At 45.6% G+C, this 14,691-nt stretch carries 13 protein-coding genes; 9 read left to right on the forward strand and 4 right to left on the reverse strand.

Annotated features, from left to right (window positions below; genetic code table 11):
* Window positions 1-21: 21 nt before the first annotated feature.
* The 3 genes from QUA25_RS05100 (at window position 22) to QUA25_RS05110 (ending at window position 4,244) form a co-directional block, all read left to right on the forward strand.
* On the forward strand, window positions 22-1,542 hold the full coding sequence (locus QUA25_RS05100; protein ID WP_333036088.1) for a helicase HerA domain-containing protein: 1,521 nt from the start codon (window positions 22-24) through the stop codon (window positions 1,540-1,542).
* Between the two features lie 17 nt (window positions 1,543-1,559).
* Entirely contained in the window at window positions 1,560-3,188 is a 1,629-nt protein-coding gene (locus QUA25_RS05105; protein ID WP_333036091.1) for a hypothetical protein, read from the forward strand.
* A 147-nt stretch (window positions 3,189-3,335) separates the two neighbouring features.
* The gene (locus QUA25_RS05110) at window positions 3,336-4,244 is read left to right on the forward strand and encodes a hypothetical protein (RefSeq protein ID WP_333036092.1); all 909 of its coding nucleotides are present in this window, start codon (window positions 3,336-3,338) and stop codon (window positions 4,242-4,244) included.
* A 423-nt stretch (window positions 4,245-4,667) separates the two neighbouring features.
* Here QUA25_RS05110 and QUA25_RS05115 read toward each other — a convergent pair whose 3' ends face one another.
* Window positions 4,668-5,021, reverse strand: coding sequence for a DUF433 domain-containing protein (locus QUA25_RS05115; RefSeq protein WP_333036093.1), 354 nt, complete (start codon window positions 5,019-5,021; stop codon window positions 4,668-4,670).
* Between the two features lie 318 nt (window positions 5,022-5,339).
* On the opposite strand from QUA25_RS05115, the gene QUA25_RS05120 reads away from it, so the two are divergent.
* From QUA25_RS05120 to QUA25_RS05135, 4 genes are all read left to right on the forward strand, one after another.
* Entirely contained in the window at window positions 5,340-6,455 is a 1,116-nt protein-coding gene (locus QUA25_RS05120) for an SPFH domain-containing protein (RefSeq protein ID WP_333036094.1), read from the forward strand.
* Between the two features lie 248 nt (window positions 6,456-6,703).
* A complete protein-coding gene (locus QUA25_RS05125) occupies window positions 6,704-7,021 on the forward strand; it encodes a YkvA family protein (protein WP_333036095.1) in 318 nt (105 codons plus the stop codon).
* 143 nt (window positions 7,022-7,164) lie between these two features.
* Complete coding sequence (gene lpxD / locus QUA25_RS05130; protein ID WP_333036097.1) at window positions 7,165-8,205, forward strand: UDP-3-O-(3-hydroxymyristoyl)glucosamine N-acyltransferase; 1,041 nt, start codon at window positions 7,165-7,167, stop codon at window positions 8,203-8,205.
* Window positions 8,206-8,299: 94 nt separating this feature from the next.
* The gene (locus QUA25_RS05135; protein WP_333036100.1) at window positions 8,300-9,166 is read left to right on the forward strand and encodes a type II CAAX endopeptidase family protein; all 867 of its coding nucleotides are present in this window, start codon (window positions 8,300-8,302) and stop codon (window positions 9,164-9,166) included.
* 174 nt (window positions 9,167-9,340) lie between these two features.
* On the opposite strand, the gene cbiE is transcribed toward QUA25_RS05135, so the two are convergent.
* Genes cbiE through QUA25_RS05150 form a run of 3 tightly spaced genes read right to left on the reverse strand, consistent with a single transcriptional unit; the run spans window position 9,341 to window position 11,680 of the window.
* Window positions 9,341-10,645 (reverse strand): precorrin-6y C5,15-methyltransferase (decarboxylating) subunit CbiE, encoded by a 1,305-nt coding sequence (gene cbiE, locus QUA25_RS05140; RefSeq protein WP_333036102.1) that lies wholly within the window; start codon window positions 10,643-10,645, stop codon window positions 9,341-9,343.
* Window positions 10,642-10,950, reverse strand: a complete 309-nt coding sequence (locus tag QUA25_RS05145) for a hypothetical protein (protein ID WP_333036103.1) — start codon at window positions 10,948-10,950, stop codon at window positions 10,642-10,644. Before QUA25_RS05145 ends, cbiE begins: the two co-directional genes overlap by 4 nt.
* Window positions 10,940-11,680, reverse strand: a complete 741-nt coding sequence (locus QUA25_RS05150; protein WP_333036207.1) for a DUF1868 domain-containing protein — start codon at window positions 11,678-11,680, stop codon at window positions 10,940-10,942. Before QUA25_RS05150 ends, QUA25_RS05145 begins: the two co-directional genes overlap by 11 nt.
* Before the next feature lie 176 nt (window positions 11,681-11,856).
* On the opposite strand from QUA25_RS05150, the gene holA reads away from it, so the two are divergent.
* Complete coding sequence (gene holA / locus QUA25_RS05155) at window positions 11,857-12,834, forward strand: DNA polymerase III subunit delta (RefSeq protein WP_333036104.1); 978 nt, start codon at window positions 11,857-11,859, stop codon at window positions 12,832-12,834.
* A gap of 229 nt (window positions 12,835-13,063) precedes the next feature.
* Complete coding sequence (locus QUA25_RS05160; RefSeq protein ID WP_333036105.1) at window positions 13,064-14,053, forward strand: hypothetical protein; 990 nt, start codon at window positions 13,064-13,066, stop codon at window positions 14,051-14,053.
* Window positions 14,054-14,691: the final 638 nt, after the last annotated feature.

The following is a 14,691-nucleotide window of genomic DNA, read 5'->3' on the forward strand; positions in this document are numbered from 1 at the left end:
TCTGAATAGAGGTGTTTAAAAATGAGCGTCAAGACTCTCCCTATCGGCACAGTTATTTCTGATCGCGATACCCCAACTTTTGAAACTGTGCGAATCAAATTGAAAGCAGGACAAGATGTTAAGCCTGGTATGCTTGTTCGGATTCCTGTATCAAGAACAGAAAAGACCATGCTTTATGGTCGAATTCGTAGTGCTTATGAAAGCAACTCTAATGAAAGCGCAGAAAGCATCAACGTTACTGAGAGCATGGGGCTGCCGCGAAATTATCCTAAAGAGGAAGATAGCACAAGGATATTTCGCCTTGCCGAAGCTGACTTGATTGAGGAGATTATAGAGACAGAGATCAGAGCGCCACAGAATTTACCAAATTCGGGGGCAGAAGTCTTTATTGCTGATAGTGATGAAACCGTCCGTGTTTTGGGTATGGAGACAGATCCATCTAAAGGTTTGTACATTGGTGAAACAGTAAGTGGCACAAAAACAGCAGTTATTCTAAAGCGTGAGGCGATTCAGCGGCATTTTTTTATAGGTGGAACTACAGGCAGTGGTAAGAGTTATGCAATGGGTGTAATTGCAGAAGAAATCATCAATATGAATTTACCAATTGTTTTTATAGATACACAGGATGAATATTCGGCTTTGGTAGAAAAATTGGGTGGCAAAGTTGTTGAGCCAGGAAAAGATTTTAGCATTCGCATCTCATCACTTACTGAATCAGAATTGATAGATTTACTTCCTGAAGCGATGAAACAGAGTTCAGTTCAATGTGATGTAGTGACAAAGGCTTTTGGTGAATTACAAACTCGTCTAGTCAATGGAGATATTAAAAAATTTACGTTGGATGAGGTTTTAGCAAGAATACCAGATTCAGCAACAGCACTATCAGCTAAATCTGGTGATGTGCCACGATTAGTGGATACAGTCACACGCAGGTTAAAAACTCTAAATAATTACAAAATATTTGGCGAGGGGGTAGCTGACTGGCGAAAACTTATGTATCCTTGTCTGGCAATAAATTGTAAAAAATTAACATCTATACAGCTTCAATCTATAGCAACAGCAGTCTTGAGGGAACTTCAGAACTTACGCATCCGAGGTCATATTCCACCTTATGTGGCGGTTGTGGATGAAGCTCATTTGTTTGTACCACAAGGTGAGGGTAGCCCTTGCAAACAAATAATACGGGAAGGTGTACGAATTGGAAGACATCACGGCATTTGTATGGTATTAATGACACAAAGCCCTATTGATATTGATAGAAGCATTATTCGTCAGTGTAATACAAGACTGGTGTTTGCCTTGGAACCAGATCAGCTTGATGCCATTCGGGGGGTAAAGTCAGATGCCTCTGAAGAAATGTTACGCGCCTTACCCAAAATGCCACGCGGTACTTGTTTGCTTTCAGGTACTTATGAAAGTGTCAAGCACACGATTCCGGTACGCATTAGGGAGCGTAAAACTGAAAATTCTGAAGGTGGTAAAACTCCTGATATTTTCAAAGAGATGAAAGATAAGTGGATATCTGAAATTAATAAATTATAACAAAAGGAGCAATAAAAATGCCCAGAAAACGCAAATCTCAATCTAACTCTCCCGATCCTGAGCGATATAGGCAGTTATCCATATTCGACATCCTCAACTCGGATACCTATGAGGTACTGAGCCGTGATGCAGTTGCAGATTATAATCCTGTTGCCAGAACGGCTGATTATATGCGACAAATAGTTGAATCTGAAAGAGCTTGGAAAACCACAATTAAAACTGCTCGGGAACATTTACTGGAAAAAGATCCTAGAGAACTCTACCTTGAATTTTTCACTGACCTTAAGTGTCAAATAGAGCAAGACTCATCTAAATCAGCACGACTAGCAGGCCTGTTAGAGCAGGTTGCTATTCGTGGATTTGGAATGACTAAGGAACAAGTGCGAATTGAGAAACCAGTAAGAGGTAGTAGTCGATGGAGAGTAAATCTGGATGTTGCATCAATTCAACAACACCTTCAAAGCCATATTGTAGGAGAACACTTCCTTAACCCGATTACTTCTGATGATGTTTGGGGAAACCGTGACTTTCTCATTGGGTCTTCTGATGTGAGCCAGCATCGCAGTTCTGTACCTATTCCCGCACGGTTTTTTACACGCAGTGTACCCTTTTTACTTAACAACGCTGCTGGTAGGGTACTTAGGGTTGAACAAGGTCAAGTGAGTTACGATCCGCCTCTAGTCAATCCGCACCCTAATGAAGAATTACTCAAGTGGATGTTAATTGACCCCTCCTACCAAGACGAGCTAGAACCTGAAGATTATCAACGTTGTCTTGCTTCAGCAATGGACGTTGGTCAGTACAAGTTTGACCATGAATATTTGTTGAATGCAGACCGAAATCGTCCAGATATTATCCTCAGAGACGGTAGCCTATTTCCGCAGGATGCTTACTTTGACAACTTTTTAATTAAAAACAGGCGTGGTGACTTCACCCGCCAAGCAATACGAAACCTGCGTGATTGTCTAAATTGTGCTAGAGACTACAACATTATTTACTGTGGAGTAGCAAAAAATGTACGTTTAAAAGTTTATAGTGCCGTTTTGGGTTGGTATATAGCTAAGGAGATAGATCGGAATTGGGAAATGGGCAACTATACTCTTAATGATGGACAAATGATGACATTGTTGTTGTCAGATCCTTCGTTTAGTGTTGATGATCTAAAACAAACGATAGCTACCTGTCTGATACGTCGTTCTTTCACTACAAGAGCTACTTTGAATGAAAAAGCTAATCTTACCGACTTAGAAAGCTCTTACTTTGAACGTTATGATAAAAAACATAATTTTCACATTGATTCTTATAAACAATTGTGTAAAATATTTCATACATATATGTTTTTTATCGGTCACTCCAACGACCCTAATCAGCAGTTACCTCGGTATGAATTTTTTCACCATGATTCTCTTGGCTCAGTATCATCAATAGCACAAAAAATTCTAACTGCTTTACGATATTCTAATATAGATATTGACCAAGATCATTCATTTATGGCTGAGGAGCCAATTACCTATATAATACCAACAGTTACTCAGCAAGCACATATTTTATCAAAGGATGTGGGTAAGTACATAACTGATGCCACTGGAGAATTGCTTATGTCCCGATATAAAGCTCTAGTATCAGAAATGGTTAAGGATCTCTGAATCGTGCAAATCGTCGCTGGCATCAGTTTAAAGGGAATAAAACCGCGTGTATGGGATAGAACCTCAGAGTATTACCTTCCCCAACTACACGCGGTAATGATTTCCTACGCGGATTTTCACAAAATGCCTAAACGCAGGCGTGAGGCAATGGAAAAGGGACTGCACGAATCTCTGGGTATTCCTACTCAGGTTCAAATTTATCTTGATAACGGTGCTTTTTACTTTATAAAACGTGATGGTGAAACGCCAAGAAAAGAGTATGAAGAGTTTGTAGAAAAAGCTAAACCAGACTGGTATCCAATTCCTCAAGACTTTATTCCTACTCCGAAAATGACATTTAAGGAGCAGAAACAATGTTTTAAGCGGACAATGGAAATGAATCTGGCTTATAAAGACCATCCATCATACATACCTGTTATTCACATTAGCGAATTGCTTGAAGATTATGTAAATGAAATAAAAGCACATAAGGAATTCTTAGCAAAACCATATATTGCTTTGGGTGGCATTGTACCAAATTTACTACGCGCTCCTAAAGCAATACCTTATCAGAAAATTCTATCTAGCATTCAACATATACGCGAAGAATTTAAAAATACAAAACTTCATGTTTTTGGCATTGGTGGCACAGCAACTATACATTTAGCTGCTTTATTGAGCATTAACTCAGTAGACTCAAGCGGTTGGCGCAGTCGGGCGGCGCGGGGGATGATACAATTGCCTGGAACCGGAGAGCGAATTGTGGCTCCTTTAGGTAACTGGAGGGGTCGTCTAGTCAGTCCAGAAGAAGAAAAAAAACTAGAGGAATGTCTCTGTCCAGCTTGTCGTCTGTATAAATTAAATGGACTTAAAATAAGTGGTATGGAAGGTTTTTGTAATCGAGCTACTCATAACTTGTGGATACTACTGGAAGAGGCTCGACTGATTGAAGAACATCTATATAATAGTGGGAATTATAAGGAGTGGTACCAGGAACACTTAGATAACACCATTTATCGTCCACTGATTGCTCAAATAGTGGAAAATTTGGAAGGCAGAGAAGTTAATGAAAACTAAAGCGAAGCGCACTGAAATTAATAACTTTGATGAACAAATTGAACTAAGTCGCTAGAATGAAGAGCTGATGGCATTTCTCAACGAGCGCGGACAACAAACAAAAACCTTTTCAGCAGTAGAAGTACGAACTAGGCTGGCGTTAACAAGCAGTAAGCAAATCGAGATGCGATCGCCCCTCTCCCCTCCTCAATCTTAAAGTGCGATCGCCCTTATTTTCCGAAAGTGCGATCGCCTTACAATCATGTCAAATATATTCAATCCTTCCGATCATTTCTTCAGGTGTATAGACTTCATAAATTAAAATCAAACTGCTGTTCGCAAATAAATGCCCGGTGTGACTCATCGCTTTTAGTACGCAACCCCGCATCAACTGTTGTCGTCACATCTATCCCCTAACGACGCAAACCGCGCGCAATGTTAGAGTCAATATGTTCGTCTAAATGAAAACGAATTTGCTCGCTCACCTCTAATTGCCATCAATTTTTCTTGTAACGGAGATGGTGGACTGTTGCGCTTTAATTTTTCCACAATAGCTCGACTTTCAGCCGTGCGACGATCGATTTCTTCTCTACGATCGTAATAATAGGTCATTGCTGCATGAACCGAGGCCAGTGGCAAATCGTACTTTCCCGCGATTTCTTCTATAGACATCCCCATTTTCAGATACATTTCGGCGATGTGTGCTACAGCAATTCGATGACCGGCAATGCACGGTTTACCACCAAGCACCCCTGATGTAATTTCGATATGTTCTGTGATGATTGATTCCTTAGACATTTTAGTTAAAGGCTATTAATTGGTAATTTTTAATTTCTTTAAAATAACCACAAATAGTCACACTTACAGCAAATTGTAGGGTGCGTCAGACATGAATTATTTCGATTTCAAAAGGTTTGAAGGATCGGACGCACCCCACGGACAGTATTTCCATCGCCCCCACCACCAACTAGATGCAAGCTAGATCCAGTCCGGCCTGAATCGGGGGGAGTCCAGAAGTATAGAATAGAGGTTGCGGAACCGGCACACCGCCCGATCGCTCGTCCCCAGCAATTTGTTACCCTAAAAATAGAATCTTCCCTCCCTCAACTCCCTCCCATGAACAACGCTTCTCCCCTAATTCAAACGATAACTCCAGAACGCTGGGCCGGGTTTAGTATGGACTTTATAGGGGCGGGTTACACGGGTGTGCTGGTCAAAAACGGCCGCGCCGTGCGTACCCTAAAATCCGGGCGACATTTCAGCTTTGCCCTTCCCCTGCTGGAACAGTCTCAAATTGTCCTCATAGACACCAAACTCCGCAATTTGGAGGTGCAGTCGCACGGAGATTTTTTGTCTAAGGATCGATTTTTAATTGATGCCACTCTGACCGTTATTTATCAAGTTATAGATCCGAAACGAGTAGCTTTGGAATTGTCCGATCCTATAGGTGCTTTAGCAAGTGCAGTTAAGGATTGTATGGGATTAGCGATCGGGCAAATACCCCTACAACAGCTTATCAGTCAAGGACGGCTGTTGCTGCGGCAAAATTTGCTCGATCGCGTCCAAGATTTTTATACCCTAGGTTTTAACTTAGAAGACGTGCGAATTGGCGATGTCAGCTTTCCCGAAACCAACGGAGTTATTCGCCAAGTTGAGGGAATGAGTGCCCGACAAGAAGCAGAAAATGCCGCCGCCCTGCAAATGAGAATTGCCGAAGCAGGCCGGCCGATTGTTCCTCAATCTCCCGTACAGCAGTTAAACTTAATTTCAGGTAATTCTCCTGCGAGTCTTCCAGCTTCAGACACAGCAGCAGGGTTCGATCGCGATTTACAACAACTAACACAACAACTTGCTCAAAACAGCCTCCCTCCTGGGAGAAATCCTCCCCAACTTGCACCAACGGTACTCGCAAGCAGCGATCACAAAACAACCGCATATTTAATCTACAAACTTTCTGGAGAAGCGATCGCCCTCACAGCCAATCCTTTTACAATTGGACGCGAACCAACCAACACTCTAGTATTACAAGATCCGCAAAGTTCGCGCTATCACGCTCAAATCCGCCGCGCCACTGACGAACTTGGCAAACAGCGGTATCAGCTTGTCGATAGCGGCAGTTCCAACGGCACTTTTGTGGGCGGGCAGAGGCTGGCTGCTAACGAGCCTTTTTGGCTACCAAATGGCTGCGAAATTGCGATCGGCGACCAAAAATGGATCTTTCAAAATTCGTGAGTGAGAGATATGAATATTATTTAAAACAGCAGATAAACACATATTAATTCTATCGGCTTTCTTCTGTCAGGTTTCGGTAGGGGCGTTGCCAAGAGTCCCCGCGCTTTCAACACAGCTTGACAACTTCTCCCTCCCCAATTCCCTATACTCCCAGGTAGAAGTCTCTTGCCAACCCTAGGGGGGATATCTCCACAAGCATTTCGAGCGACAATTTGTCAAGATTGAAAATATAAGTAGAGGACAACCCCATGAACTTTTCTATACAATCTGTTTACAACTGGTACCGCGACACCCTCCGCAACCCCAAATACCGCTGGTGGATTATTCTGGGAACGCTGGCATATTTGGTAAGCCCGATCGACATTGCCCCAGACTTTCTCCCCGTCATCGGACAAATTGACGATGTGGCGATCGCAGTCTTGCTGATTTCCGAAGTTTCACAAATGGCGATCGACTACTTTAAATCTCGTCAAACAGAGACAGCTTCAGCATCCGAAGCCACCGGTGCCAATTATTCTGAAGCCAACGGCAGCACCGTTGACGTAGATGCAGTTTCTGTAAAATAATTGCCAAAAATAATCGAGCGCTACAACCCCGACTTCTTCAAGAAACCGGGGTTTTTGTTTTTTAAATGGCAACTGCTGAGATCGTGCTCCAAACCTGGTATTTTTAACTATGATCGATCTGTGCTAACAACAAATTTTTATAGATGAAGTTTAGCGAAATAGTACAAAAACTTAACTTAGCCACCAGTCGCACCCTCACAGCGTCGGTTGCTACCGATCCAGAAATTACAGGCGCGGCCCCTGTTGATGAAGCTGCATCGGGCACAATCAGTTACATAGAAGGTGCTAAATTTGCCGCTCATACAGCCACTACAAATGCTTCGGCTTTAATTTTACCCTTAGATGAAAGTCTTCAAGCTCAATGTGACGATCGCAACATTGCTTGGATTGCCGCAGCAGATCCGCGATTGCTGTTTGCTGAAACGATCGCCATTTTCTATCAACCGTTTCGCCCAGCATCCGAAATTCATCCCTCAGCCGTCGTTCACCCCTCAGCAGAAATTGGTGAAAATGTCTATATCGGCCCCCACGTCGTTATTCAAGCAAAAGTCAAAATTGGCAGCAACGTTTGCATTCATCCAAATGTCGTAATTTACCCAGATGGGGAAATAGGCGAAGGCACAGTTTTACACGCTAACTGTGTCATTCACGAACGTACTCGCATCGGGGCAAATTGCGTGATTCACAGCGGTGCGGCGATCGGCAGCGAAGGTTTTGGGTTCGTGCCTACAGCCACAGGATGGGTGAAAATGGAGCAGTCTGGCTGCACTGTATTAGAAGAGGGCGTTGAGGTTGGCTGCAACAGCACGATCGACAGGCCCGCTGTCGGAGAAACCCGCATCGGCCAAAATACAAAAATCGACAACTTAGTACACGTAGGTCACGGCTGTCAAGTCGGGAAAAATTGTGCGTTTGCCGCTCACGTTGGCATGGCCGGCGGGGTAAAAATTGGCAACAATGTAATTTTGGCAGGTCAAGTGGGAATTGCCAATCAAGCCAAAATCGGAGATGGGGCGATCGCCACTGCTAAAGCCGGAATTCACAGCGACGTGCCCGCAGGGGCGATCGTGACGGGCATTCCGGCAATTCCCCACAAACTATTTCTCAAAGCCACAGCAATCTACAACCGCTTGCCCGAAATGTACCAGTCTCTGAGGCAAATTCAGCGCAAGCTCGATCGGTAGTCATTAGTTATTAGTCATTCGTCATTAGTTAACCATTAACAGTCAACAGCAAACAGCCAACAGTCAACAGTATTATAGTTGCAACCCCTTAAATGTGAATAGCATAAACAACCTGCGACTGCTGTCGCCGTCAATACCAGCAATTGTCAAAATAATCTTGTTTTTCTCAACTTGGATTGTTGTGTGGCTTCCCGCAGCGATTGTGCTGGCGATCGCCCTCAAATGGCATCCGCCCCAACCCCTGGGAAACAAAAAACTACCTTTACTAGCTTCCCTCTACGTAATTGTTCCCTTCATTTTATGGGCGACAAGTTGGATCGAAAACACATCTTTTGCCAACTGGGGTTGGGATTGGCAACCCGCAGTTTTGATTTCATTACTGCGGGGATTGGGATTAGGAATAATTAGCTTAGTAATTTTATTCGGTCTGCAATTAAGCGCAGGCTGGATCGAGCTACAAATCGGGGAAATATCCACCGAAACAGGCAAAAAAAAAATTAATCCTTGGGCTTTAATTTTTAACCCTGCTAGTGTGCTGACTCTGTTATTAGGACTGTGGATTAGCGCCACAGAAGAGTTAATCTTTCGCGGCTGCTTGCAAACAATCCTCCAGCAAGATTACTCAGTGCTAATCGCAGCAGCGCTCGCCAGTTTCATTTTCGCGATCGCCCACCTAATTTGGGCCGCCAAAGAAACTCTACCGCAACTGCCTGGATTGTGGCTGATGGGGATGGTTTTAATATTAGCCCGCATCGCCGACAATGGCAGTTTAGGATTGGCGATCGGCATTCACGCAGCTTGGATTTGGGGTATAACTACCGTAGATACAGAAGGCGCAATTAATCCAACAGGCCGCGCACCGGAATGGATTACAGGAATAGCAGCAAAACCCCTAGCGGGTGCAGCCGGAATTCTGTTATTGCTAGCAACAGCAGCCGTAGTTTTTTTAATTAAAAATTAAAACCTAATACCCCCAACCCATTTAAAATTACCTCTTCTCTTCCTCTCTTCCTCTCTTCCTCTGCGCCCTCTGCGGTAAAAAAAGATTAGATTCAATCAAGCGAGAACTAAAACCCCAAAAAACACAGATAACACAGCCATTAATCTGCGTTAATCTGCAGTTAAAAATCAGACATTAATTCAAGTGTCGATCGATCGTCACAATCGAAACCGGATTCAGCGCGTCAAAACGAGTTGAATTTCCTCCAGCCACAGAACGCGACAATTGCACTTGCACGATTCGGTAACTCCAGTGCGGTTCCCGGCGCACCCGATCGCCCATCCAGCTCAAAACAGTAGCAATATCCTCAAAAGCATCCAACGCAAGCACGATCGAGCCTCCAGGAAGCAGACGCAGCGCGCAAACGCCCAAAATTTTAGTCAACCCTCCGCCACTACCGCCAATAAAAATCCGGTGCGGAGGACGCAAGCGGTGCAAGATTTCCGGGGCGGTTCCGTGAATCGAGAACACATTTTGCAGCCCAAAACGGCCGTAGTTGAACTCGATCGCAGAAGTGCCAAAAACCGTTTTTTCGATCGCGTACACCTCAGACTGCGGGAATAAACGAGCAATTTCGATCGACACAGAACCGTTACCAGCACCCACATCCCAGACAACTTGGCCTGGTTGCAAAGCCAATTGTGCCAGCACCAACACCCGCACTTCCCGTTCAACCGTCAAACCAGGCTTGTCGCCACAACCGATAAAAGCTGCATCCGGTATTCCCAACAAAGGCAACTTTTCCAAATCCAAAGGTTCTGCCCTTGGCGGGGGTTCCCGCAGCATCACAACCACGCTCAGCGGTGCAAAAGACTCTCCCAGCAAAGCTGACAGAGAACGGAGGCCCACCCGCTCGTCAGCAGAACCCAAATTTTCGCAAACCCAAAACTCGTAGCGTGTAGGCAAATCAAGAGCTTTCACCAAATTTGCCAGGGCAGCCGGAGTATGAGTTTCGTCCGCGAGCACCGCAATTTTCTCGACACCGAGTTTGAGTTTTGCCGTCAGTTCCTCAAAATAACGTCCTTGAGAGCCAACAAAATGAGCATCTTGCCAAGGGATTTGCAAGCGGTTAAAAGCCAACTGCACAGAACTGACGTGGGGGTGAAAAGTCAATTCTTCTGCCGGCAATTGGGCAATTAACAACTTTCCCCAGCCGTAGAACAGCGGGTCACCGGCCACTAAAATTACGATCGGTCGATCGCGGGGTTCCAGCGTCCCCGCAGAAGGCTCTAATTCGGGTTCACTCGCCCACCAGCGCCGAATTTCCAGAATTGCTTCGGTCAAATCTTCCAACGCCCAGCGCTCTCCGTCGTGCTGGGGAAAATAGCTCAAATGGCGCTCGCTCCCTATTAGCAGAGCGGCCATTTCTACAACCTGCCGCGCCGATTCGCTCAGCCCAGCAGATCCATCTAAACCGATACCAACAACGTGTACTGTCACTTTTTAAGCAAAAAGTAAAAAACCAGAATTACTGATTTTTCCTGGTTTTTCATAAATTTTTTCCTTGACTTTACTGTCAAACAAAAATAATTAAAGCATTTAATAGCCAATATCCTGACTATTGTCACAAGCGAGAGGGGGAGAGGGGGAGAGGGGGCGAGAGAGTGGGAGAGTGGGAGAGTGGGAGATGGGGAGAGTGGGAGATGGGAAAAAATCTTCCTTCTTCCTTCTTCCTTCTTCCCTCTTCCCTCTTCCTTCTTCCTTCTTCCTTCTTCCCTCTTCCTTCTTCCTTCGTTAAAACTCAAAAACCGGCCATTCCGGTTGCCGGAGGTAGGTGGCCATGTCCTCAAACTTCCGCAGTTCCACTCGGTTTACGGACAGTTCTTGCGGCGTGTCCAGCCATTGCTCGTTTAACTCTGACAGCAAAGCGCACAAGCGATCGCGGTCAAGGTTCGGCCCGACATCCCCAAAATAAGCCAGAGTAATGTGGGCCGTAAAATGATATTGCTGTTCGATTCCCAAAGCCATTAAATCGGGATTTTGATAGATCGAGCGGCGAAACTCCAGAATTTGCTTGTAAGAGTTTTCGTCCGTCGGTGCCAAACAAACACCCACAGCTCTAGTCATCACCATCAACCCCAGCACTATCCAGCGAATGGGAGCGCCGCCCGCCAAGGGTTTGCAGGCGGCAAAACGATCGGCCATGCGCGAGCGCAGTTGCTCCTCAAATTCTGGATTTTTATCAGAGGCATCTCGAAAAGCGCTGTTCCAAATCAAATCGGCTACGGTTAAATGGAAGCTATCAGGAGGCAGTGCCACGAGCGCACCCTCCGCTATTTCCTGCAATAGCCGTTGTTGGCTCGACTGCAAATTACTATAAAATGCAGCATTTTCTGCATCTTCCCCCGCAGGCGGCGTAATCACTGAATAACCTGGAAAAGGTACAGGATCTCTCCGGCCTGCTTCGTCGGGCTTAAATTTTGGAGATTCCTGAATGTGTTCCACCTGGGACTTGTAGGAGTCCAACAGGGTCATTCGCGCCACCCGATTTACGTAAGCTTGATAAGTATCATCCAATCTTGATTTCCTCGCGGTGACAAACTCCCACACCAAATTTTATATTATGGTGCGGGCATCCAACAGTCCAATTCAGGATATGTTGGACTTGCGGAACCTGCAACTCTGATTTTTGGGGCTACTGAGCGTTTTTCATGCAAATTTACCTGTTTTGGGGGGAAGACGACTTTGCGATCGCGCAGGCTGTGACAAGTTTGCGCCAAACAGTCCTCGACCCCAACTGGGCTAGTTTTAACTATGACAAGATTATTGCCGATCGAGCCGACGCTGTGGTCGAAGGGCTCGATCGAGCCTTAACGCCGCCCTTCGGTACCGGCAGCCGTTTTGTCTGGCTGGCAAATACGACTGTAACGCAGCAGTGTTCTCCAGAACTGTTGGCCCAATTTGAACGGACGCTGCCAGTGATTCCCCCTACCACCGTGCTGCTGCTGACATCCGTCAAAAAACCCGACAGTCGGCTCAAGTCTACCAAGTTAATTTCCCAGTCCGCCCAAGTGCGGGAATTTTCACCGATTCCGCCTTGGAATGACAAAGAATTAGCCCAGCGGGTGCGCCAAGTCGCCGGCGAAATGAATGTAAAATTGACAGCCACAGCGATCGAACTTTTGGCCCAGTCCATTGGCAGCGATACCCGCCAGCTATACAGCGAACTCGAAAAATTGCTGCTGTTTGCGGGCAACCGCAGCCAACCTCTGAACCCGGAGGAAGTTGCAGCACTGGTGCACTGTCACGCCCAGAATACCTTCCAACTAGCCGATGCAATTCGCGAGGGCAATACCTCCGCGGCTTTAGATTTATTGGCCGGGTTAACTGGCCGCAGCGAGCCTGGTTTGAGGATTGTGGCTGGCTTGACTGGTAAATTTCGGATTTGGCTGTGGGTAAAGGCGATGATCCAAGCGGGCGATCGCGATGATAAAATTGCTCAAGCTCTAGATCTCGGCAATCCGAAACGGGTATACTATTTTCGTCAAGAAGTCAAGAACGCCAGCCTAGAAAAACTGCAAAAAAGTTTGCCTTTGCTGCTAGAGTTAGAAGCTTCTTTAAAGCGGGGGCGAGAAGAAATCTCAACCCTGCAAACCAAAGTTATAGAACTTTCTAGCTTGTTCCGCTGATGCGCGACAGGGCACAGGATGGGCCCCTTACTGTAAATTTTTACAACAAATTTCGATAGCGGGTATGTGCTTGATACCGGCTCACGGGCCAAAAGGTCAATAGATACTAGAAATACTCTCACAATGGCAAAGTAGAAGTTAATGTGGTAAATAAATATTGTCCGCCGAATGCCGATCGGTTAATATTATTTGCCGGCTCTCCACCCCCCCCAAAAAAAGAGCGCTACCCATGACACAACAGAACCCGCGGGAACTGCTCAAGCAAGGCGATCCAAAAGCGATCGCATCTAGCATCAACCGTACACTCAAACCCAAAGGCATCAACGCCGATGTGACGCGGGACAACGGCTGCCTCCACATAATTCTGGAGGCAGACAAAGTACCGGATCAAATGGTATTGGTCGATTTCATCCGCACCGGCATGACGAAGCTGGGACTCGAATCAATTCACACTGTAAAGGTTTACGGGCGTCGAACAGGTGAGGGATCGCCTACGTGGGAAGATGAAATTGATCTGATGCCTGCGGATTCAATGCCTTACCCCTTGGATAGTGGAATGCCTGACGACTCTGTAGGTTTAGATGATGTCGAGCCCGAAGGCGAAGACTATTATCAAGAAGGAGAATTCGATCGAGATGACGACGAGGAAGACGAAGACGAAGACGAAGATCAAGCCCCGCCTCCGAAAAAACAATTTCCCAAATGGGTAATACCTGTGGGTATCTTAGTACCTCTGGCGGCGATCGCAGGGCTTTTCTTTACTAAAACTTTCCCCTTCGGCGACTCGAACCCAGAACCCATCGCCCCCGAAGCTGCTTCCCCTTCCCCGAAACCCGCATCTCCCGCGTCTAAAGCCGCTGCATCCTCTCCAGCCGCATCTCCGGGCACCCCACAGGCAGCCTCCCCTGCACCAAAACCCGCTCCCACTGCTGCTGCGCCAGCAAGCCCAGCTCCAGCCTCTCCTGCACTAAAAGCCGCCGCGCCTAAGCCTGACTCTTGGAGAGAAGCCGTTAACACAGCTCAGAAAGCAGCAATTTCGGCCCAGAAGGCTCAGTCTCAAAATGAGTGGATCGCAGTAGCAAGCGAGTGGCAGCAAGCGGTTAAGCTCATGAGAGCCGTACCGTCAACCAGCCCGAACTATCAAAAGGCTCAGCAAAAAGCGGCAGAGTATCAGGCTAATCTGATTGTTGCCAACCGCAGGGCGGCAGCAGCGCCTTAAGAGTTTTGAGTTTTGAGTTTTGAGTTGAATACTCGATGTGCTAAAAGTCAAAAGTCAAAAGCCAAAAGTAAAAACAAGTTTTTTTACTTTTGGCTTTCTTACTTTTGACTTTTTTCAATTTTATTTAAATTTCATTTAACTTTACCTATTGCTTTAACTCCAAAAGCTGTAATTCTTTTTCATTCAATCCTTTTTAAACCCATTCTAGTTTCATGTTTATCTCAAATCCCGTAGCATCGTCGGCCGTAAAATTCAGTCAACAATCACGCTGCAGCCGGAATTGATATAACTCATCTGCGTTAATCTGTGTTGATCTGCTGGTATCTGCGGTAAAAAAAAGATAATTTCAGCAAGCGGAGATAACAATGAATTGACGCTGATTCACGCAGAGGTCGAGAATAGAGAGCTGAATGATACCGAGGCTAACAGATTTGATATGACACCAGTATTTAAGCCGATCTTTTGCTAGCTTTGGGGTAGTCTACTCTAACAAGCCAGCTACTTTTCGGTTACTAAAACGTCTTGATACTTTTAATGTAGCTTTCAGCCGAGAGCCTAATGCTGGTGTAATATTTGATAGTTGAGGGATATTTGATAGTTCTCTTAAGTCAATAGTCCGGACAGTTTTTATATGGCCC

Origin of the sequence: Microcoleus sp. Pol17C6, from assembly GCF_036701145.1 — a bacterium.
Lineage (GTDB): Bacteria > Cyanobacteriota > Cyanobacteriia > Cyanobacteriales > Microcoleaceae > Microcoleus.